General features: G+C 44.1%; 20 protein-coding genes. 8 read left to right on the top strand and 12 right to left on the bottom strand.

Annotated features, from left to right (window positions below; genetic code table 11):
- Positions 1–49 precede the first annotated feature (49 nt).
- Both AACR09_RS24145 and AACR09_RS24140 read right to left on the bottom strand, forming a co-directional pair.
- Entirely contained in the window at positions 50–1,975 is a 1,926-nt protein-coding gene (locus AACR09_RS24145) for a monovalent cation:proton antiporter-2 (CPA2) family protein (RefSeq protein WP_193834566.1), read from the bottom strand.
- A 3-nt stretch (positions 1,976–1,978) separates the two neighbouring features.
- On the bottom strand, positions 1,979–2,593 hold the full coding sequence (locus tag AACR09_RS24140; RefSeq protein WP_017060908.1) for an NAD(P)H-dependent oxidoreductase: 615 nt from the start codon (positions 2,591–2,593) through the stop codon (positions 1,979–1,981).
- A gap of 303 nt (positions 2,594–2,896) precedes the next feature.
- On the opposite strand from AACR09_RS24140, the gene AACR09_RS24135 reads away from it, so the two are divergent.
- Together AACR09_RS24135 and AACR09_RS24130 are read left to right on the top strand one after the other, a co-directional pair.
- On the top strand, positions 2,897–3,973 hold the full coding sequence (locus tag AACR09_RS24135; RefSeq protein WP_193834564.1) for a threonine aldolase family protein: 1,077 nt from the start codon (positions 2,897–2,899) through the stop codon (positions 3,971–3,973).
- 524 nt (positions 3,974–4,497) lie between these two features.
- Positions 4,498–4,932 carry a YccF domain-containing protein gene (locus AACR09_RS24130; protein WP_004730224.1) on the top strand — a complete coding sequence of 145 codons (435 nt, stop codon included), beginning with the start codon at positions 4,498–4,500 and terminating at the stop codon, positions 4,930–4,932.
- Between the two features lie 132 nt (positions 4,933–5,064).
- Here the strand turns inward: AACR09_RS24130 and AACR09_RS24125 are convergent, their stop codons facing one another.
- From AACR09_RS24125 to AACR09_RS24115, 3 genes are all read right to left on the bottom strand, one after another.
- Positions 5,065–5,988, bottom strand: coding sequence for a hypothetical protein (locus AACR09_RS24125; protein ID WP_193834562.1), 924 nt, complete (start codon positions 5,986–5,988; stop codon positions 5,065–5,067).
- Positions 5,989–6,238: 250 nt separating this feature from the next.
- Positions 6,239–7,387 (bottom strand): L-threonine dehydrogenase, encoded by a 1,149-nt coding sequence (gene yiaY / locus AACR09_RS24120; protein ID WP_004730228.1) that lies wholly within the window; start codon positions 7,385–7,387, stop codon positions 6,239–6,241.
- Positions 7,388–7,647: 260 nt separating this feature from the next.
- Positions 7,648–7,800, bottom strand: coding sequence for a hypothetical protein (locus tag AACR09_RS24115; RefSeq protein WP_181359798.1), 153 nt, complete (start codon positions 7,798–7,800; stop codon positions 7,648–7,650).
- Between the two features lie 225 nt (positions 7,801–8,025).
- Here AACR09_RS24115 and yjjG point away from each other — a divergent pair, with 225 nt between their 5' ends.
- A complete protein-coding gene (gene yjjG, locus AACR09_RS24110) occupies positions 8,026–8,700 on the top strand; it encodes a pyrimidine 5'-nucleotidase (protein WP_017092773.1) in 675 nt (224 codons plus the stop codon).
- 205 nt (positions 8,701–8,905) lie between these two features.
- Positions 8,906–9,835 carry an aromatic amino acid DMT transporter YddG gene (gene yddG / locus AACR09_RS24105; protein WP_017079752.1) on the top strand — a complete coding sequence of 310 codons (930 nt, stop codon included), beginning with the start codon at positions 8,906–8,908 and terminating at the stop codon, positions 9,833–9,835.
- Positions 9,836–9,885: 50 nt separating this feature from the next.
- Here the strand turns inward: yddG and AACR09_RS24100 are convergent, their stop codons facing one another.
- Positions 9,886–10,782: a cation diffusion facilitator family transporter gene (locus tag AACR09_RS24100; protein WP_193834560.1), complete on the bottom strand. Its 897-nt coding sequence runs from the start codon at positions 10,780–10,782 to the stop codon at positions 9,886–9,888.
- Between the two features lie 315 nt (positions 10,783–11,097).
- Between AACR09_RS24100 and AACR09_RS24095 the strand changes: the two genes are divergently transcribed.
- Positions 11,098–11,448: a hypothetical protein gene (locus AACR09_RS24095; RefSeq protein ID WP_193834651.1), complete on the top strand. Its 351-nt coding sequence runs from the start codon at positions 11,098–11,100 to the stop codon at positions 11,446–11,448.
- A gap of 61 nt (positions 11,449–11,509) precedes the next feature.
- On the opposite strand, the gene AACR09_RS24090 is transcribed toward AACR09_RS24095, so the two are convergent.
- Complete coding sequence (locus AACR09_RS24090; RefSeq protein ID WP_004730238.1) at positions 11,510–12,388, bottom strand: LysR family transcriptional regulator; 879 nt, start codon at positions 12,386–12,388, stop codon at positions 11,510–11,512.
- 161 nt (positions 12,389–12,549) lie between these two features.
- Here AACR09_RS24090 and AACR09_RS24085 point away from each other — a divergent pair, with 161 nt between their 5' ends.
- The 3 genes from AACR09_RS24085 (at position 12,550) to AACR09_RS24075 (ending at position 16,019) form a co-directional block, all read left to right on the top strand.
- Positions 12,550–13,149 carry a class I SAM-dependent DNA methyltransferase gene (locus AACR09_RS24085; protein ID WP_004730240.1) on the top strand — a complete coding sequence of 200 codons (600 nt, stop codon included), beginning with the start codon at positions 12,550–12,552 and terminating at the stop codon, positions 13,147–13,149.
- A 342-nt stretch (positions 13,150–13,491) separates the two neighbouring features.
- Complete coding sequence (locus tag AACR09_RS24080) at positions 13,492–15,048, top strand: YjjI family glycine radical enzyme (RefSeq protein ID WP_108156430.1); 1,557 nt, start codon at positions 13,492–13,494, stop codon at positions 15,046–15,048.
- A gap of 56 nt (positions 15,049–15,104) precedes the next feature.
- A complete protein-coding gene (locus tag AACR09_RS24075) occupies positions 15,105–16,019 on the top strand; it encodes a YjjW family glycine radical enzyme activase (protein WP_193834558.1) in 915 nt (304 codons plus the stop codon).
- Positions 16,020–16,094: 75 nt separating this feature from the next.
- Here AACR09_RS24075 and AACR09_RS24070 read toward each other — a convergent pair whose 3' ends face one another.
- From AACR09_RS24070 to yccS, 5 genes are all read right to left on the bottom strand, one after another.
- The gene (locus AACR09_RS24070) at positions 16,095–17,006 is read right to left on the bottom strand and encodes a LysR family transcriptional regulator (RefSeq protein ID WP_029405117.1); all 912 of its coding nucleotides are present in this window, start codon (positions 17,004–17,006) and stop codon (positions 16,095–16,097) included.
- A 75-nt stretch (positions 17,007–17,081) separates the two neighbouring features.
- Positions 17,082–18,341 carry a hydroxymethylglutaryl-CoA reductase gene (locus AACR09_RS24065; RefSeq protein ID WP_102456754.1) on the bottom strand — a complete coding sequence of 420 codons (1,260 nt, stop codon included), beginning with the start codon at positions 18,339–18,341 and terminating at the stop codon, positions 17,082–17,084.
- A 170-nt stretch (positions 18,342–18,511) separates the two neighbouring features.
- Positions 18,512–18,832 (bottom strand): hypothetical protein, encoded by a 321-nt coding sequence (locus tag AACR09_RS24060; RefSeq protein WP_004730251.1) that lies wholly within the window; start codon positions 18,830–18,832, stop codon positions 18,512–18,514.
- A 121-nt stretch (positions 18,833–18,953) separates the two neighbouring features.
- Positions 18,954–19,139, bottom strand: a complete 186-nt coding sequence (locus AACR09_RS24055; RefSeq protein ID WP_004730253.1) for a hypothetical protein — start codon at positions 19,137–19,139, stop codon at positions 18,954–18,956.
- Positions 19,140–19,472: 333 nt separating this feature from the next.
- Positions 19,473–21,656 (bottom strand): YccS family putative transporter, encoded by a 2,184-nt coding sequence (gene yccS, locus AACR09_RS24050; protein ID WP_193834556.1) that lies wholly within the window; start codon positions 21,654–21,656, stop codon positions 19,473–19,475.
- Positions 21,657–21,785: the final 129 nt, after the last annotated feature.

Raw genomic sequence — 21,785 nt, 5'->3', positions numbered from 1 at the left:
TTTATGGTTGCCTAGTATGGTTATCTAGCGCCGTTATTTAGAGTTCTGCTTAGGACTCTTCTTCCTCAAAACCATCTGCATAGCCTTTCGGTGGCGGTGTCCAACCACGTTCAGATCGAGAATGCTTGTCTGAACGGTCTTTTTTCATATCTTCTTTCATTGCTTCTTCAAGGTGAATGAAGATTTGTCGGTAGTTGTTGTCGTAGCGCGGGTTCTCTTCTGCCTCAGACCAAGCTTGGTAGAGTTTTTCAGACTTACGACTTTCAACACGCTGATACGTCGATTTCTGTTGTTCAACGAAGAATGGGTGGTGCCCTAAAGAGCGTAAAGCTTCTGCGCCCATTTCGAGTGCCGAGTGGTACGTTTCTGAGACCACAGAATCTGCACCAGCTTCTCGTAGGCGGTAACTATGCCCACGGTCGAATGCTCGCGCCAAGATCTTCACATTAGGGTAGGTGTGTTTAACATACTTCACCAATTCAACGCTTGAGTCTTGGTTATCGATAGCGACGACAAGCATTGCGGCTTCTTCGATACCTGCGGTATGTAATAAGTCATGACGAGTTGCATCACCAAAGTAAGATTTGATATTGATGGAGCGTAACAAATCGACTTGGTTGGCTTGGTGATCCAGAACCACAGTATTGACATCATTCGACACCAATAATCGGTTAACTATTTGACCGAATCGGCCAATACCAGCAATGATCACCGTACCTTTTTCTTCGATAGTATCGGCTTCTCGGTCGTTAGACTTTTGTTCGTAACGAGGAAGTATCACTTTATCAAATAGAATGAATAAGCCTGGTGTTAGGAACATTGAAAGGGCAACAACCAGCGACAGAGTTTGGACTATATCAGCAGGTAATACGTGGTTTTGAGCCGAGAAGCTAAGTAGTACAAAACCGAATTCACCGGCTTGCGCCAAGCTCAACGTAAACAACCATCGGTCACTATTTTTGATTTTAAAGATCAGCGCCAATGTAAATAACACCAAGGCTTTAAGTAGCATAACGCCAAGAGTGAGGCCAATTATCAAACCAAAGTCGTTGAATAGAACATCAAAGTTGATGCCCGCACCTACCGTAATGAAGAACAAGCCAAGTAGCAGCCCTTTGAATGGGTCGATATTAGACTCAAGCTCGTGGCGGAATTCACTGTTCGCCAATACCACACCGGCAAGGAAGGTACCAAGCGCAGGAGATAAGCCAACAAGGCTCATTAGTGCAGCAATACCAATAACCAACATCAGTGCGGTTGCAGTAAAGATTTCTCGCAGGCCTGAGCTCGCCACAAAGCGGAACAGTGGACGACTCAAGAAGTGCCCGCCGACAACAACAATCGCAATAGATGCCGTGATCACAAGGCCATAAGCCCAACCGGGTAGGCCAGCAACGAGACTTAACTCTTCATGGTGATCAGAAGCTGAAGCGACCGCGCTTTGTGCAGCTTCAATTAATTCTGGCAACGCTAATAGAGGAATGAACGCCAACATAGGGATGACGGCAATATCTTGGAAAAGCAGCACAGAGAAAGCGTTCTTGCCCCCTTCAGTTTTGGACAACCCTTTTTCATTGAATGTTTGTAGAACAATCGCGGTTGATGACAGTGCGAAGATCAAACCGATGGTGAGTGCTATCGTCCAAGGCTGCCCGAAGAATAGGGCAATACCCATAACAATCGCGGTAGTGCCGCCAACTTGCAGGCCACCCAGTCCCATAAGACGGTTTCTCATTGCCCAAAGCATCTTAGGCTCAAGTTCAAGCCCGACTAAGAACAGCATCATCACTACGCCGAATTCGGCAAAGTGTTGAATGGTTGTCGTCTCTTCGCCAACCAAACCGATAATTGGGCCAATCACAACACCTGCAATGAGGTAACCAAGCACAGATCCGAGACCAAGCCTTTTGGCGATAGGAACCGCGATGACTGCGGCAAGCAAATAGATAAATGCTTGTAGAAAATATCCTGTCATGATTTAACCTCTGCTCATCAGTTCATCAACGTAATGGTTTAGCTTTTCAGCCTTGCTTGCCTTTTTAAGGTCGACTTCGCCCGCAACAAAAGCCTCTAAAAGTGTTTTATAGCTGTTTACGTGATCTTGAATTCGGCCTTCTTCCAACGCAGTACGTGAACCAAATAAAGCCAATGGGGCCAAGTAGTTCATGCCGCACAAAGATGCTGTTTGTTCGATTGGGTGAAGCAGTTCACGTATGGTGAAGTGGTTATAACCGTCTGTCTGATAAGCATCTTTCTTGCCACCAGCGGTGATACTGCATAACAAGCTTTTACCTTGCAGTTCATTACCGTCGGTGCCATAAGCAAAGCCATATTCGAGAACAAGGTCTTGCCATTCTTTAAGAATCGCGGGGGTTGAGTACCAATATAGTGGGAATTGAAAAATGATGATGTCATGGTCCAACAGGCGTTTCTGTTCACGGTCGATATTGATCTTGAAGGTTGGGTACTCAGCATAGAGGTCGACACAGGTAACCCCGTTAATGCGTTTGGCTTGTTCAAATAAGGGTTTGTTAGCTTCAGAGCGATGCTGAGAAGGGTGGGCGAATAGCACCAAGACTCGATTTTTCGACATATAGCCCTCTTTGTCCATTAACGAATAATATTTATTGGAATTATAGATATACAATAATAGAAGAATGGTTGAACAACAACGAATTAGCCCATACTTATCTATTTAGATGCGTGTGTTTTTAGGTACTTAATTATATAAAACATCCGTCAATTTGAGTATTTCCGGTACAAGCCGCCGATGACTGAGTAAAACTAATTATTCACGAATAGTAAAAGCGAATATGGGCATTTTATGTCACCGTTGGTGGGTAACGTAAATAATCCAATAACCCTACATAGAACGATAATGAATAAAGGAAAAACTATGAGCATGGACTTGCGTCAACAATGTGATTTGTTGCTTTCCGGTCACCTAGAACCGACTCCAGCACAAACATTCGCTCAGATGGCTGAATGGTGTGAGGCACATAATGTGAGCCATGATAGCTACGGCGATGGTGAGTTTATCGAGAGCTTCGAAAACAAAGTCGCGGAACTGCTAGGTTATGAAGCGGCTGTATTTGTGATTACTGGCACCATGAATCAACCAACAGCATTAGAAATTGCGTGCCAAGAGAAAAGAAACCCAGTAGTGGCGATGCATGAATCGAGTCATATTATGCGTCATGAACGCCAAGGGTATCAGCTCCAAAACCGCTTCAACGTACTTCCAGTCGGCAACGTATTTCGTACTTGGAATGTTGATGACTTAAAGGCGTGGCCTGATGAGATTGCAGCCGCTCTATATGAATTACCCATGCGTGAAATCGGCGGCCAATTACCAGAATGGGATGAGCTTGAAGCGATCAAGCAGTACTGCAAAGAACAATCAATTCACCTTCATATGGATGGTGCGCGTTTGTGGGAATGCGGCGCGTATTACCAAAAACCATACAGCGAAATTGCCAAGGGTTTTGATAGTGCCTATGTTTCGCTTTATAAGGGGCTGAACGGCCTCGGTGGTTCATTGTTACTGGGTGATAAAGCCTTTGTGGCGAAAGCATCTGCGTGGATGAAGCGTCAGGGCGGCAATGTTTATCACCGAACGCCTTATGTGGTTTCAGCTGCAATGCAGTTTGATGAGCGATTAGAGTTGATGCCATCACTGTTTGAGCGAACAAAACAGATCTACCAAATCTTATTAGACTATCCTCAGTTCACTGTTAATCCACAGCAACCGCAGGTCAACATGCTTCACCTATATTTACCTGTGAGCTATGAAGACGGCATTATAGTGAGAGATAAAATAGCGAAGAAACACAAGATTTGGATAGGAAACCCAGCGATCAGTGAGTTGCCAAACCAATGTAAGATTGAATGGTATGTAGGGGATAACTTACTAAATTTGCCTGATCATGAGCTGATAGACATTCTAGATTTTATTAGCGAAGAGCTGATCTGATTAACGAAGAGTTGAGTTGATCACGGAAGAGTTGAGTTGATTACAGAAGAGCTGACTGAAGAAGAACTGATCTAATTAGAACTGAAATGGATACAGGAAAGGGTTCTTATATCCATTTATATAGCTAGGATGTCCGGCTCTGTTACATATACTGGTTGATGTACACGTCGACTAAGAACATGAACACTGGGACTGTGCTGAGAAGTCCGAAGAAGACGATTGGCACCCAGTTTTTCATTTTCTTTTTAGGTTGCTCAGTGTTGTTCATAAATTCGGCCTTCAATTAGTTGTTGTAGCTACTGTAGCTGTTTAGCTTTGTGGTACTAAAAATCTAAGAGCATGGTATCAAATAAAATCGATGAGCCCTATGCGGATTTGACGTTTCGTGGCGTGTATCAATCACATAAAATGTAAGTGATTCATAAACGGTTCATAAAGGTTCAACAATAATGAACCTATTAGAACAAGTATTGCCTTACTCGGCATATGAAATAAACAGTATTACAAGATTTGGAGAATACAGAATGAAAACAATAGGAAACATCATTTGGTTTCTGTTCGGTGGCGTATTTATGGGACTAGCTTGGTGGTTCTTCGGACTGCTCGCATTCCTTACCATCGTTGGTATTCCATGGGGTCGAGCGTGTTTTGTTATGGGTAACTTCTCATTCTTCCCATTTGGTCAGGAAGCGATTTCGCGTGACGAGCTTACCAATGAAATGGACATCGGTACGAGCCCGCTAGGCGTGATTGGTAACGTGATTTGGTTCTTATTTGCGGGTATCTGGCTAGCAATCGGTCACATCATGTCAGCTGTGGCGTGTTTCATTACCATCATTGGTATTCCGTTTGCGATTCAACACCTTAAGCTCGCGGTTATCTCGCTAGCGCCAATCGGTAAGACGGTTGTCGATAAACGTGAAGCAGAAGCGGCGCGAGTAAGAAATTACAAAGGTTAAGATTGCAGTCTACGCCTTGATCGAACTGAAAAAGCACATCGTATGATGTGCTTTTTTTGTGCCTCTGTTCTTATCTCTCGATGCTTATATCTCAAACACTAACTATACGTTGTTGAACTAGACATTATAGAGCTACACATTATTGAACAGGACTTCAAGCCGAAGGGTGATGTTGGCTTCTTCGGTATGTTTCTCATGGGGTTCTCGCTCCCATTGATAGCGAGGGATGAGTTCGTAGAACAGCCACTCTTTCCATACGTTTTGTCGGTAGGTAACCGAAACCTGAGCGTATTCGTAATGGTTATGAGGCTCATCCGTTGCATTAATTGTAGCGCTATATTGAAGTGCTTGGTCTTGGGCAAGGTAGTGATACAAGGTTAATCCCGTACCATAGTTCCAACCTTTGAGATCGTCGTTGTACCCTGCAAAGCTTGACCATCGAGCCAAAAAATCATCACTTAAAGAAAGATCAAAATCGACGTCAGTGATCTCGCCAGTTTCTTGTTTTTCTTGATATACCCGCTGGGTAAGTCTGAATACCACATCGGTTGTGAGAGGGTAGGTAAAACGATAGCGAGCTTCAATACGCGGTCGTAATGTCGCCTTAATATTGAAGCTGCTATAACCTTTGGCATAAGCGTCGTAACGCAGACCTAACGCACTGTCCAATTCATCTGAATCATTCGGAAAAAAATCCAAGAACTCTTCATCGCTGACAGACTCGTAGATCAACTTTAGGCGTTTACTCACAAAAGGAAGATGCAGACGCGCCTTGAGTTTTGTTGAGTAGTCGACATCGCCACCTTCCGAGTAAATAAAATCGTTATACCAACGGACGGACGTTCCAGCTCTGGCATCTTCGGTAATGCGGTCATCAACAAAAAAACTATCAAACCAAAGAGCGGGTTGGCAAAATTTACTGTTCAGGAAATGGTAAGCTTTTTCGACAGGGGCGTCTTCTAACGGCTGACTGTGGCACTCATTTTGCTTCTCTGCTTGAGCGGAGTAAGCAAGAAGTGATGCTAATAATGAGGTGCTAGCTATCTTACGACTCAATGGAACCTGTTTGTCATTCTATATATCAATAGTTTAACTATAACTAAGCGATTGCAACAATGCGACTTTTTCGTGATGAGTGATGAGTGATGAGTGATGAGTGATGAGTGATGAGTGATGAGTGATGAGTGATGAGTGATTAGCGGCTAGTGGAGAAGGAAAAGATTTGAAAGGCATCGGACAGAAAAAAGAAAACGGGCTCAGAGGTGAGCCCGTTTGTGTTAGCTATAAGAAGTGACTTGTATCTAGATTACATTGCCGCTTCGAAGATTGCTGAGATCTCTTCGTGTGTCGCTTGTTTAGGGTTAGTGAAACCACAAGCATCTTTCAGTGCATTGTCAGACAGCGTTGGGATATCTTCTAGCTTCGCACCAAGTTGCGCGATACCTGTTGGGATGTTCACGTCGTTTGCAAGTTGAACAATCGCGTTGATTGCTGCTTCTGCGCCTTGCTCTGCAGTCATGCCTTCAACATTCACACCCATTGCTTTTGCCACATCACGCAGACGCTCAGGACAAACTTGTGCGTTGTAGCGTTGAACGTGGGGAAGCAAGATAGCGTTACATACACCGTGAGGAAGGTCGTAGAAACCGCCCAGTTGGTGCGCCATTGCGTGAACGTAACCTAGTGAAGCGTTGTTGAAAGCCATACCCGCCATAAACTGCGCGTAAGCCATTTGCTCACGAGCTTCAATGTCTTCGCCGTGCGCTACCGCTGTTCTTAGGTGTGCTTGCACAAGCTCGATTGCTTTAATTGCTACAGCGTCTGTAATTGGCGTTGCTGCGATAGAAACATAAGCTTCGATTGCGTGCGTTAACGCGTCCATGCCTGTTGCAGCAGTTAGTGATGCAGGTTTAGCAAGCATCAACTCAGGATCGTTTACTGAGATTAGTGGTGTTGTGTGCTTATCCACAATAGCCATCTTGATGTGGCGAGCTTCATCAGTAATGATGCAGAAGCGCGTCATTTCAGATGCAGTACCAGCCGTGGTGTTAATAGCAATCAGTGGCATCATTGGCTTTTCAGATTGGTCTACGCCTTCGTAATCAGCAATCTTGCCGCCGTTAGAAGCAACCAGAGCGATACCTTTTGCACAGTCATGTGGAGAACCGCCACCTAGAGAAACAACAAAATCACAATTGTTGTCAGTCAGCAATTCAAGGCCATCATTCACGTTAGTAATGGTTGGGTTTGGTTGAGTACCGTCGAATATAACTGCGTCTACGCCACGCTGGCTAAGAAGATCTTGTACCTGCTTAACTACGCCAATTTGATTCAGGATCTTGTCCGTAACGATCAGACCTTTTTTGAATCCTTGAGACTGAATGCTATCAGCAGCATCTTTCAAACAGCCAGTACCCATGAAGTTGATTGTAGGGATGTAAAATGCAGTAGACATTGGAAAACTCCGTTAATTATGATTTTTAATTTCCTACATGTTGTCGGCATTCAAGTGGTCGACCATTGATCTGGAACAACTTTGATTCCGAACTACCACTTTGTGGCTAGTCGTTGTGATAGGGCTCATATAGCAATCGTTTTCATGGATTTTGGCTGTGTTATTTGTCAGTAATGGATAGTGATAAATTGATTCAACTAAGAGCAGAATGATGCTCTATAACAATGAAAAGTAAGGTTTTTCATTGAAAGCTGCTCTAGTTAGGCTTGTGTCGACTTTTTATCTGAGTCGTCACTGCATTCAAGTTGAGGTTCTTGTGACTCTTCAGAATCAAGCGTGTCTTCTGGCTCCTCGTCATAGTATTTGACAAGAAAAGGGGTGAGCATGACAGATGACGGTAAAAAGTGCTTCATAGTACCTCCCGGTACCTAAGTGTATTTCTTGTATGGTATTGGTTTAATATGTGGCAAAATTTGCGATACATCATGACTTGTGGCTTGTTTTCTATAAATTATTAGATTTATATACAGGCTCACAAAATTGAGGGTAAAGTGATGCTCCGCCCTTTGAGGCAACGATAAAAACAACGACAAAAACAGTGCATGCACTGCTCAACAGCGCGAATAATAGGAAATAAAATGAAGTACGATTGGATATTCTTTGATGCAGATGAAACCTTGTTCCATTTTGATGCTTATCAAGGAATGAAGCTGATGTTTTCTCGCTTTGGTGTGGATTTCAGCGAGCAAGATTATTCGGCTTATCAAAAGGTTAACTTACCACTTTGGGTCGATTACCAAGATGGTCGCATTACCGCAGACCAACTGAAACATACGCGCTTCGAAAGCTGGGCTGAGAAACTAGAGACAACAACTGCTGCTTTAAACAGTGCATTTTTAACGGCGATGGCGGACATTTGTTCTTTATTACCAGGTGCACAAGAGTTGGTGGAGTCTTTAAAAGGCAAAGTGAACATGGGCATCATTACTAACGGTTTTACAGAGCTTCAGTCTATCCGTTTAGAGCGTACAGGAATGACGGATTACTTTGAGCACGTGATTATTTCTGAAGAGGTTGGGGTAGCCAAACCGGATGCCGAGATTTTTGAATATGCGCATAAGCTGGTTGGGTTGCCATCGAAACAAAGAATATTGATGGTCGGGGATAACCCACATTCAGATATTCTAGGTGGACTCGATTTTGGCATTGAAACTTGCTGGTTAAACAGTCAAGAAAAGGCAACACCAGCCGGCATCAACCCTCACTATCAAGTGAAGTCTCTGGCTGACTTGCAAGCTCTGCTACTGGCTTAGTTAATAGTTAATAGCTAACAACTGACTGCTACTAGCGAATACGCAATCACAATCGGTTGATTTCGCTAATTGACCAATGCTTTGCAAATTGATTGATGCTTTGTAAACAAAGCATTGATGGCCGAGTACGAAAATGTACTCGGCCAATTATTTTGAACTTGGTTTAACCATAGAGTGACCATCTAAAATAGATAAAGGAAAAGGCGTGCTGAAATCTCATCGTTATAGCTGCTACGGTATTATCGCCATTTTACTATGGAGCTGTTTGATTGCTCTGTCTCGTAGTGTCTCAGAACAGCTAGGTCCAATTGGTGGTGCTGCCAGCCTTTACACGGTGAGTGCACTGTTGTTGGTCTGTGTTATGGGTTTACCAAAGTTGTCACGTTTCTCTAAATCTTACCTACTGATTGGCGGCGCCTTGTTCGTTTGTTATGAGATTTTCCTGGCTCTGGCATTGGGAATGGCGAACAGCCGACATCAAGCCATAGAGATGGCAGTAATCAACTACCTGTGGCCGGCACTGACGGTGTTGTTTGCGGTGTTGCTGAGCGACAAGAAGATTAACTGGTTGGTTTATCCAAGTATCTTTTTGGCATTCTTCGGTGTGGCTTGGAGCATCAGTGGTGACCAAGGTCTATCTGTTGATCAAATTGCGGCCAACATTGCGACTAATCCTAAAACCTATTCGATGGCGTTTTTTGGTGCGATTATTTGGGCTGTTTACTGCAACTACACCCAGCGCGTTGCTAAAGGACAGAATGCGATTGTGCTTTTCTTTATCGCTACGGCGATCACTCTGTGGATCAAATACGCATTGAGTGATGAAACAGGCATGGTGATGACAACGAGTGCGGCGATTGATTTAGCGTTAGCTGGCGCTTGTATGGGCGCAGGCTATGCGCTTTGGAATACGGCAATTCTGGGTGGCAATATGGTATTTCTTGCGACCATGTCGTATTTTACGCCAATCTTCGCAACCGTACTCTCTTCGTTGATTTTAGGCTTGTCGTTGACCATGACATTTTGGCAGGGCGTTTGTATGGTAACCGTTGGTTCACTCGCTTGCTGGTGGGTAACAAGAGAAAAGCCGACGGCAAAGGCGTCGGCTTCTAAAAAGGTTCAGTCTCACTCTTAATCTGAGTTTATGTTCTTGGGTGAGGTGTGTCCTCGTTTGCAATGGAAAACTTAACTCGCAACATTGAGATTCAATTGAAGCTCATAAGGCATCTTAGATAGGCGTCGCTTAAGCTGGCGGCGCGTTCGTTCAATATCATCGACCGCAATCGCTTGTTGGTCGTTGGTATGAATATCAACGTTAATTCTTAGTTCTGGGCCAACCTTAGTCACACCCATTAGCTCCAAATCTTGATCCGCTTCTTTGTCTACCGCGACAACGTTCTTATCTACCGCGTCACAAATATCTTTGTTTGCCGACATCATAAGCAGTTCGCGCATTGCTTCACGTAACATGTCGAAAGGCACTTTGATGAAGTAGAAAGACATCAGCAACATCATCATTGGGTCGGCATACACCGCGTATTCTGCAAGTGGAGAAAAGGTAATTAACCAAGCTGTTACGAAACCAGCCGTTACTGCCACACTCAGTAGCGTATCCATCTGCCACTGCTTAGACTCTGCTTGAATCAGACCTGAAGAAATACGCTTGCTCTTGTTAGCGATGTACCACCAAGCATAACCACAACCCAACACGTTGAAAATACCAAACAGAGTCGCGATAGAAGCATCAACTTCACGACCACCCGTCATCAACGCACCAATCGCAGAGTAAAGTGAATAGCTAACCACTAGCAGAATCACAATTGCTTTAATCGCAATCACAATTGGTTCAATGATGGCTCGACCAAACGGGAACTCCCTATCTGATGGGCGATTAATGTATTTCGATGCAGCTAGTGACAATAAAGTTAGCAGTAAGCTGATAAGAGAATAGACACCGTCAAATACTATGACCAGAGAGCCAACGAGAAGACCCAACACCAATCCGCCAACTGCGAAGCCTGATGCTAAAAGGGCTGAGAACAATAGTACTCGATTTTCGTTTTGGCTTTTCCTGTCACACATAAAATTTTCCAGATGTTTTTGATAACTTCATTGTTCTAATATTGAGCTAACTTTACAAACTTTATCTGATGATGTTTATATGTCAGTAACTCGTTTTATATTCAAGCTGTTATTATTCAATCACTTATTGGTAACTTAAGGTGTCAGTAAAATTGACGTTGAGTGTTTCTTGGGGATGGTGTGCAACTGAAATAGGATCGTTTATGATTAATAAAACACATTAGTCGCTAGGGTTTCATTGATTTCCTAGACTCTGCTGAGACTGAGACTGAGACTGAGACTGCACGGATTGGAATGGATAAGGAATGGATCAATATGAAGTTTGACGATATCAGTGATAACGAATTGTGGGTGATTGCTAACCCGATCATGGATAACTTGATGGACGGTTCAACTAAGGTTGATCATGCTCAGCACTGTCGAGACTTTACCCAAAGGATGAAAGACATTGTTACGCCGGAATATTTAGAAAAGGTATGTCACCATTATCAACACAGCAATGGCTTTTTTGCTGAACGAAAGCAGGTCGCACTATTTAGACGCTCAAATTCTATCGCCTTTGTGTGGAAGCAAGCGTATACCATTGCGAAAGGCGAGTTTGTGGCTGAAATGGTGTTGGTTGAAGAAGACGGACGCTATTTAGTTGATCACGTGATGGTCTTTTAAAGAGAGGGCTTTCTATTTGTTAGATGATTTTAAGTGTCGAGATAGAACATTATCTGACACTTTAAAAATCAAACAAGTAATCGCTGATCTGATCCGCTAACCAATTCATACCTGGGTGTTCAGCCATCCCAGCCGCGGTAAACATACAATAGTCTTCTTGTGTTAAGCCGTACGTGTGTTTGATCACTGCTAGCTCTTGTTCACGCAATAAATGGCGAATCAATGGTTCTGGCATTACGCCCCACGCCTCTTCACGCAAAATTGTATCTAACATGAAGTCGAAGCTAGAGAAGCCAATATAACGGCGAGAGAAGGGCTCAAGCTCAGGATTATCCTTCTCATTGAGATAAACCATGGTCGCTTGCATCGAATTTCTCAATACTTCATCCGATACTCGTCGCATCGCACTCAGATCATGTCCTTTCTTACACACAGACATCATTCGAATCTTACCAAGTGGATTGTAGATAATTCTTGGGTCATCGACACGTTCGTAATCGACGCCAAATGCGAAGTCGACTTGCTGAGTTTCAACCAAGTTAGCTAAGTCGCCGCTTGACGCGAGAACAAAGTTGAATGAGGTAGAAGGGTACTTGTTATTTAAGGCGTGAGATAAATCCTGCCACATTCCATCGGGTAGGGAGTCATCTCGTGCAATCCAAATTTCCGCGTTAAATTCACCTGAAACATGCAAGCAGGTCTGTTTAATACGCGCTGCTGTCACCAACAAGCCTTCGCAATCTTTGTAAATGGCTTTGCCCGCTTCAGAAAGTTCAACGTGGTTTCCGCTGCGTACGAACAGCTCGACATCTAACTCTTTTTCCAAGGCTTTAATCGACATGCTGAGTTTGGTTCGGTTGCATTCTAGCTGGCGTGCAGCTTCAGACACTGATCCTAAATCAGCAACGGAACAAAAGGCTTGGACTTGAGAAAGGTTCATTTCATTTCCATATTGAGCGGGGGTCGGTGCATATTATCTGAATATTGTGCTGACTATCTTAGAAATAGTCCATCTTTGCATGATAACTCTATGACGAATTGACTAATTTGGTTTATTCTGGGGAAGTTCCGAACCTACAAGAAGTAAAGATGGAGGCCATGATGGCGAAACAATGGGACGAGTACGCCGTTGATTGGGATAAAGATCCCGCGACCGCAGTATTCGCACAGTCCGTATTTGACCAGTTAACACCGCTCGTTGATTTAAACGGAACCCGTGTCCTTGATTTTGGTTGTGGTACAGGACTACTCAGCCAGAAAATATCTCCTTTAGCAAAAGAGATCATCGCACTTGATATCTCTGAAGGGATGATTGAAGAGTTAGATAAGAAAGAGTTACCCAACGTTGAACCTGTTGTTGATCTTTTATCGCGCGGGCTTGCAGCGCAGCATCCAGCATTCAGAAACCAGTTTGACCTAGTGGTAGCCTCTTCGGTGTGTGGTTTTATCCCGAACCTACAAGACACAGTCAGTCTGATTTACACGCTGCTTGAAAACGACGGCACGTTTGTACACTGGGATTGGTACTTAGAGAACGACAGCGAAGACTACGGTGTAAGCCAACAGCGCTCAGAGAATGTATTAAGTGCAGCTGGCTTTGCAGTGGTTGAAGTATCAACGCCGTTCTCGATCAACACTCCACAAGGAGAGTTAAAGGTATTGATGGGTGTTGGACGCAAACAAGTGCTTCCTCATCTGTAATCCTGTGTATGCCTAGAGCTAGCCTCGGTAATGCTCATCTAAAATAACGAAACCCACATCAACGACCTTAAGGTCAGTTATGTGGGTTTTCTATTTTTAGTCGTTTGTGTTTCAAACAGGCGAGCCATTGAGTGCTTTTAATATCTTCACTATCACTATCACTATCACTATCAACGCCAACACTGGCTTCTTTCTTCCCACTTCTTTCATAGATAAGCTAATTTCAGGCAATTAACAAATCACTCATTTCCATTTTGGAAATATAGTCTTGCATACATTTCATTAGTGGAAATGTAACAGTGAGATATAAAATAAGCCCATAATAATATTAAGGGTTTCATTATGAGCCACCAATCTGCTTCTCCACAACTTTCAGAGCAACAACAACGCTTTAGCAATATCATTTCAGATGCCCACCTGTCACCAAAACAGAAGTCGAGCTATCTTGCCTTAGAAGCTGAAGCCAGCCTGCCGTATATGCCGGTAAGCAAAGAAGTAGAGCAGGCCCTACAACAAGGTGTGCTATGTGACATGTTTGAAGGGCATGCACCATTTAAGCCGCGCTATGTACTTCCGGACTATTCTAAATACTTACATCAAGGCTCAAAGTATTTAGAGCTTAGCGCGGCAACTAATTTCGATGAAGCATTGAACATGCTTACCATCCTTTACCACCATGTTCCGTCTGTAACTTCAATCCCGGTATACCTAGGTCAGTTGGATGATGTACTGATGCCATTTGTTGGCGACTTGACGGATGAACAGGTATATCAAAAGCTTAAGCTGTTCTGGATTATGCTGGACCGCACATTGCCAGATGCCTTTATGCATGTGAATATCGGCCCGACCGACAACATTGTGTGCCGTACGATTTTGCGCGTAGACGCTGAACTGAAGCAGATCGCACCAAACCTAACCTTTATGTACGACCCTGCTGTGACACCTGATGATCTACTTCGTCATGCGGCAAGCAATATCTGCGAGTGCAGTAAACCACATATCGCAAACTATCCAGCGCACGCCGAGGCTTACGGCGACAAGCGTTTTGGTATTGTGAGTTGCTATAACTCTTTGCCTTTAGCGGGCGGTTCAAACACCTTGGTGCGTATGAACCTCAAGCAAGTGGCGTTGAAGTCTGAGGACAGTGCTGATTTCTTACAACAAGTATTGCCGAATTACAGTGGCATCATGGTTGAATTGATGAACGCTCGTAGCCGCTTCTTGCATGAAGAGTCTAACTTTTTTGACGGCTTCCTGACCAAAGAAGGTCTTATCGAAGAAGATCGCTTTGCGCCAATGTTTGGTATTTATGGCATGGCGGAAGCAGTCAACATCTTGATGGAGAAAGAGGGCCAAGCAGGGCGCTATGGTCACGATGAACAGGCTAATCAACTCGGTCACCGTATCTCTGAAAAGCTGGCTGAGATCGTCGAAAGCTCTGAAGTGAAATATGGGCTGGAAGGTAAGGCTCTGTTGCACGCTCAAGGCGGTATTAGTTTAGATGAAGATGTGACTCCGGGTGTCCGTATTCCTTATGGCACCGAACCGGATCCAGTCTCTTACGTTCGTGCTACCGCGGGTCACCATAAATTCTACACCTCGGGTATCAGTGACATTCTAACCATCGACGAAACAGTGAAATCAAATCCTGAAGCGATGTTTAACCTGTGTAAAGGCGCTATTCAAGCGGGTTACCGTGAGTTCACAGCTAACGTAGCATCGAACGATTTGGTTCGTGTAACGGGTTACATGATCAAGCTGTCTGATATTGCGAAATACGATGAGCAAGGTTCACGCACTAATACCACCTTCTTAGGTGCTGAAGCCGCGAAGAACACGGGTATATTAGAGCGTAAACCACGTGTAGCGAGCTTAGAGATGTCGCCGACATACGAATAGCTTTAACGTGCGTGCGTTATGTGTGTGATGCGTTTCGAATACGAACAATGTGAATTATGAAAATTTCTGATCTAACAACTCAAATGGCTAGGGTTAAAAATAATAAGACAGAAAAACAAGCGAAGGTCAGCCGTGTGCTGACCTTTTCTTGTGTTGACGGCCCGGGAAACCGCTTGGTGCTGTTTCTTCAGGGCTGCAACTTTGACTGCATTACTTGTCACAACCCACACACAATTAACCACTGTAACCATTGTGGAGATTGTGTGAGTGGCTGTCCAAGTAGTGCTTTAAGCATGATTGATGGCAAAGTGAATTGGGACCCGGCAGCCTGTACCAATTGCGATCAGTGTATTGATGTCTGCGATCATAAGTCGAGCCCGAAAATCAACACAATGGCAGTCTCTGAGGTGCTTGAACTCGTCAGGCATAACCAATTTTTCTTAAGCGGAATCACTATCTCAGGTGGCGAGGCGACCATGCAGTTGCCGTTTATCATTGAGCTATTTCAAGCGATTAAAAGTGATCCTCAGCTAGCGCACCTTACGTGCTTTATTGATAGTAATGGCTCGTTGTCACAGCAAGGCTGGGACAAGGTGTTGCCTTATCTTGATGGCGCGATGATTGACCTAAAATCATGGCAATCGGAAACACATCAATGGTTAATGGGCAGAGGAAATCATCGGGTGTTTGAAACCATCAATTATCTTGCAGGCAAAGGAAAGCTGCATGAAGTTAGGTTGCTGCATATTCCGAATAAAAGCGATCTTGAAGATGAAGTTGAACAAGTGGGGCGATACTTGAAGGTGCTACCAAATGATGTTCGTATTCGGCTGAATGCGTTTCAACATCATGGTGTGATTGGCGAAGCGCTAAAATGGCCTAAATGCACCGAACAACAGATGCAGATCTTTCACGATAAGCTCTACACCATAGTTCAAAGACCGATGCAAACCCCTGAAGTTTATACTTAGTTTTTAAGTTTCTTAGGCGGTTAATCAGGCTTCTAAGAACGTTAAGTTTCTAAAGATATTAAGCTTCTAAAAATATTAAGCCTCTAAAAACAGGTCACACAACCACTTGATCGCTTGATCATTCATGTTGGGCTTGTTCCATACTAAGCTATACGCCACCTTACCGTAATCAAAAGGCAAGGGTTTGCTCACTAAACCCTGAGCTTGCTTAGCATGTTCAGCCCACTGTTTAGAGCAAGTGAACAGGAAAGGTGTGTGGTGACACAGTACAGCCGCTGCACCGAAGTCCGCGACCGATATTGCCATATCTCTTGGCTTATGACATTGAACTAAGTTTTGCTCAAAGTAAGGCTGAGACAGTTCGTTATCTAAAATCCCAATGTGCTTGTAATCTAAGTAGCCTTCTACCGTCAGTTCTTGCTGAGCAAGAGGGTGGTCTGCGCCCATCAAACAAACCATTTCGTCTGGAAGAATCGTTTCCCAAACCAGTTCCTTATTATCGGTCGGTGGCTGGGAAATATCATGGGGCAATAAGATTAAGTTGATCTTACCGCTGAGCAAAGCATCAAAACCAAGCTGTTGCTTCGAATAGATGTTGAGTTTGGCTTTTGGTGCGAGTTCAGTGGTAATTTTGCTGAGCTTTGACGCGAATACTTCAAAGGTACTTTCGCGCATCGAAAGTGAAAAGCTGCCTTGGTATTCTTGAGGGGTAAAACTCTTCTGATGAAGCAGTCCGTTCATGCTTGAAAGAATCGCGTGAACAGTCGGAGCTACCTGCAAGGCAAATGGCGTCGGGATCAGCTTGGTGCCATCTCGATAGAACAGTTCGTCATTAAGAATGTCACGCAGTTGAGACAAGGTTTTGCTCACACTCGAAGGGCTTACACAAAGTTGTTCTGAGGTTTGAGTAACGCTGTGGGTGTTCAGCATAATATGAAGCGCAGTGAGGTGCTTAAGGCTCACTCTAGATAGGTGTAAGTAATCCATTTATGACTCATACATTGAGGATGGCTTGATATTTGGCGCAACACACAAAACAACAAGCCAATCTGACAAAGGTTATTAACGAGCTAGTTTATGGTGCGCTCGTGAAAAGTGGCCAGCACAAAACGCACCGACAATCGATAGTTCACCCGCCAAACACAATGCAGCACAAACTTCAGCGAGTGCTTGTGATTTACCGTTGCCATGAAGCCCAAGCAAGTCCAAACATGCTTTTTGACTTGGTAAGCCGGTACCACCGCCAACAGTCCCTAGCATTAAGTTAGGTAGTGTTACGCTCGCGTATAAACCACCTTCTTTATTGAGTTCCATGCGAGTCATACCAATCGCTGATTCAGCGACGCAGGCTGCGTCTTGTCCGCAAGCAATGTAGAGCGCAGCAAGTGCATTTGCATAATGAGCATTAATACCAATCGTGCCGCTCAAAGCACCACCGACTGTGGTCATTTGTCCGAACTGCACCATTTTCTCTGGTGTAGTGTGGAGGTACTTAGCGACAAGCTCGGCAGAGATATTAACCTCGGCTGTGACCTTTTTACCACGAACGCTGCGCAAGGTTTGAGTATTGGCTTTTTTATCGCCTGACAAGTTGCCATCTAGGAAAGCATGATCGGGCTTAACCGGCGTATTTTCTATGATGTACTCAAAAACTGCATTGGTGGCGATGGTCACCATGTTCTGGCCAGAAGCGTCCCCGGTTAGAAACTCAAACACCAAGTAAACATGGTTACCTTCGATGTTGATATTGATGTCGGTCAGCTTGCCGTGTGATGTTGTTGATTCAGCCAAGGTTTTAAATTGGTCATACTGAGTTACAGCCCAAGCCACAAACTGTCCGGCTTCAACTAATCCTTGGAATGCGAAACCAGGAGTACGTGTGACACCTTCATTGAGTAACATTGCACTTGCGCCACCACAGGCCGTAATCAGCTTAGAACCACGATTGTAAGACGCAACAAGCGCTGCTTCTGTGGTTGCGAGTGGGACGAGGTAATCGCCCGTAGCAAATAGGCCATTGACTCTTAAAGGGCCAGATATTCCCACAGGGACTTTAACGGTGCCAATAAAGTGCTCAATGTTTTTCTCATAAGCTTGGATCTGATTTTGTGTATGAGGGTCGAGGAGCTCTTGTTGAGAATCTGAATTGTCGAGCGCTGTCCAGCGACGTGCTAGATTTTTTTCTGTCAGATAGGGGCTAGGAGTCAGCTTATTTACTGGCTTTTCAAAATGAGGCTGAAGCTTTTTTTCTAATGCGTCTGCGGAGATGTCGCCTCCTAAAATAGAAACATAGTCACGGCGATGCAGATTTAGTTTTGGCATAAATAGTATGAAGTAAAGTTTGTGCAGCAAATTGGTTTGCGCTGATTCTACCGAGTAATAAACCAGAAACAAGCGCCTGATATAATGAGTTACAGTTTGTATGGGTTTAGCAGCAATTTGTTCGCCTAAGCAAGACAACTTCGTCAAAAAATGCTCACTATGAGATTGAACTAGATATGGATATCGAGAAGGCTGCCGATGGCTTCGTTTTGACGATCAATCACACTCGCACCAACGCGGTTATAACTTGCGCTTTGAGTCAGTTTGATGAGTGCATCCGTTGAGGATGAAGATGGTTCCGGTTCTTTTTCTTTAAACGAAATGGATTGTTCAGGTTCTATTTGGTTAAAGCTGAAATCGCTGGTTTGGAAAGCGTCATCGGATTCTAGAGAGTGTTTGGAGGCTTGGTTGAGCTCGATTGCGGCTTCTTCAGCCATGTTGGTTGACTGCTGAATAATGGCGTAACCAGATTGAATACCAGATATCGACATAGCAGAACCTTTTATTGACGTATTGAATGAGTCTAGGCGGACGATATTTTGAGCGCAATGGTGAAGAGGTGAAATTTACGGTGAAACGGTGAACTTAAGCTAAAATAGTGACGTCTGTCTATTAATTAAACAGGTCATTCAGTGCGTTTAACTCTTCATCAGTCAGCAGAGAAGGCTGGTCCGTTTCAAGGTTGCCGTCGATTTCACCTTGAAGCGCTTTCAATTGCTGTGGGCTAAGAAGCTGTATTTGCTGCTTAAATACTTCAAATTGCTGTGTATTCATAATGTGACCTTTGTTCAAATCCATATGCTCTATAGAGCATAGCCTACTGATTCAGGAAATCAAACAAGATTAAGTGAATATTAAATGAAGTTTGAAGTTTCCTAAAACTAAGACAACTATAAATTTCTGTGGTCGTTTTTTGTCCGAGAAATGTTAGGCAAAGTTATGGTTGGGTCAATCAAAGTCAGAGAATTCCTACAATGTAAAAATCCCCGCATCCCTTGTGGTGCAAGGGTAGGAAAGTAATTACTCTACCTAATTAGGGGTATGGGTAGAGCAATGTATAAATTACATTTGATGATCAAAAGGTGAGCGATTGGCGGTATCTTTTTGTTTTTACAGTATTTTGTTCGTTGCTCAAGAAGCTTCTGTTTCAAACGGCTTATCTATCTTTACCTTAACCGCAAACTTGGTCGCTAAGGTATGCAATTCTGGAAGCATTCGATAGATCAAATGCAGCTGTTGTAGAACCATTCTGACAGAACTCTCGTCTTCTTCTCGCCACTCACTCAGACGTTTATCCAGTTCAGGGTCGTAAGCGTTTTTTACTTCACACTGTTCTTGGTGGGAGTAGAGTTGATCATTTAGAGCGTCGAGATGTTCGTGTATTACTCTGTGTGCATCTAACACCAGTTTGTGTGTTGCTTCATCATCGATACGTGTTCTGTGAGCACCTAAAGCAGAGATATAACTGAGCAGAGCATGATTAAGTGTTAGGAATCGAAAACTCTCATCTTCAGAGGTGCGGTACTTGCCCGGTTCAACCAGCATACTACTGATGGCCGCAGTCAGGTTGGCATCGTTATTGTGTGCACTGCGGCGCGCAATACGGTAATTAAGGGTGTCTTTTTTACCTACACGATACTGGCCAATGATCTGAGCGAGATAGTTCTTATTGGAATCGAGCGCATCTGCCATTACTTTGTGCAATCGCTTTGATTGCCAATCAGGCAACACGTAAATGACAGCAAGTACGGCGAGGGCACAACCGATAAAGGTATCCGCTAGTCTTGGCAACACCACCGCGTAGCCTTCCCCTAATTGGTTAAAGCAGAAGAGTACAAGCAGCGTGATAAAGCCGGTCGCGAACCCGTAGTTATTGATTCTGAATGCAAAGAACATCACGCCACTGATCACAATGAAAACTAACTGGCTTTCTTGAGACGGGAAGAAGGTCAGTAGTGGTACACCAATCAACAAGCCTGCGACGGTGCCAATGACACGAGCCGTCAGCTTTTGTCGTGTTGCACTGTAGTTTGGCTGGCATACAAACAGTGTCGTCAGCAAAATCCAATAGCCACGCTCTATGTCAAAACCTTGAATGATCCCGTAGCCGAGCGTCAATGTGATTGCCATACGAATCGCATGACGAAACAGCATCGAGTCGGTATTCAGGTTGGCTTTGATCTTGTGCCACATTGCCGTCAAAGTATGAGGGTTGGTATCGTCCAATACGTCTTCTTCCAACTTTTCCGCATCCGGGTTACTGATATTCGAGAGCTGCTTTTCGACGGTAGCTAGGTTATTGAATAAGTAATCCAATTGGTTGAGCAGTGATTTCCACTCGGGCTTGTTCTGTTGGTTAAGATGGTTAAGCGAAGACATTAACTCATCAAGTGCTAATACAGACTTATCGCCATGTTGGTATTCAGCTCCGACTTTCAATGAGCTCGCCACTTCTTTACAGGCTGTGGCTTGGGCTTCGAGTAGATACTTGAATCGAAACAACACATCAGAGCGTTCAAAGTGCTTTGCCAGCTCTTGATAGCGGTAGTGGGTAGAGCTCACGCGCTCATGAATGTCTTGTGCGATGAAATAGGTGTTTAGGAATCGGTCACTCGGACCATCAATGTGCCCGCGCTTAGATCGGTTAAGCAGAGTTGCTTTACACATGTTGAGTGCATTAACGGTACTGGCGTTTAACTTAGCTTCAATAATGCGATGTGGCTGAGGAATAAGATCAGATACAGGGTAGAAGAGTTCTGCTTTTGAGCCGATGTAATTGCCGATTTGATCGAATACCGTTGCTAGGTTTTGTTGTACGGGCTGCATCGGCCAGACAATTTGCCAAATCATCGACATGAAGTAGTACCAAGCGGCGCCGGTTAAAAGTAGAAGCGGTTGAAACCAAAGGTTGGTGCTCTCATGGGCACCGAGCATGGTATAGATAGCAACAAGCAGAGAACCAAACGCGATACTGGCGTATTTAGGGCCAATTGCACCGAGTATAATAAAAGAGAAGGTTGAAACGAAAAGCCCTATCGCGAACAGCCAAGGTGTATCGAACAGGATCTCGATAGAGAAAGCGGCTACAGCGAAACAGATAAAGGTCAATGTGAGTGCTTTGAGACGGCCAGTAAAACTGTCATCACTTTCAGCAAGAGCCGCAGCAATAACACCTAAGATCAAAGGTGTGATGAGTGTGTTTTGTCCATAATACCAAGCAGGAACCACAACACCGAGTAGAGTGATGAGAATTAATACGCTGTAATTTATGGTTTCATTCGCCCAATAGAGGCGCAATTTGGCTGAGAAGTCCACAGTCGCTCACTTGACACACTAAAACCATAATCCTAACAGAAATCAAGCACAAGAATTTGATACTTATCCATAATTGCCCCTAGATGGTCATGAAAGCATCGATAAGATGTGAGACATTATTAATTCTCA

This window comes from Vibrio sp. OPT20 (assembly GCF_963889365.1).
GTDB lineage: Bacteria > Pseudomonadota > Gammaproteobacteria > Enterobacterales > Vibrionaceae > Vibrio > Vibrio splendidus.
Note: the sequence above shows the minus strand (reverse complement) of the source record. Positions and strands in the feature narration are given on the sequence as shown.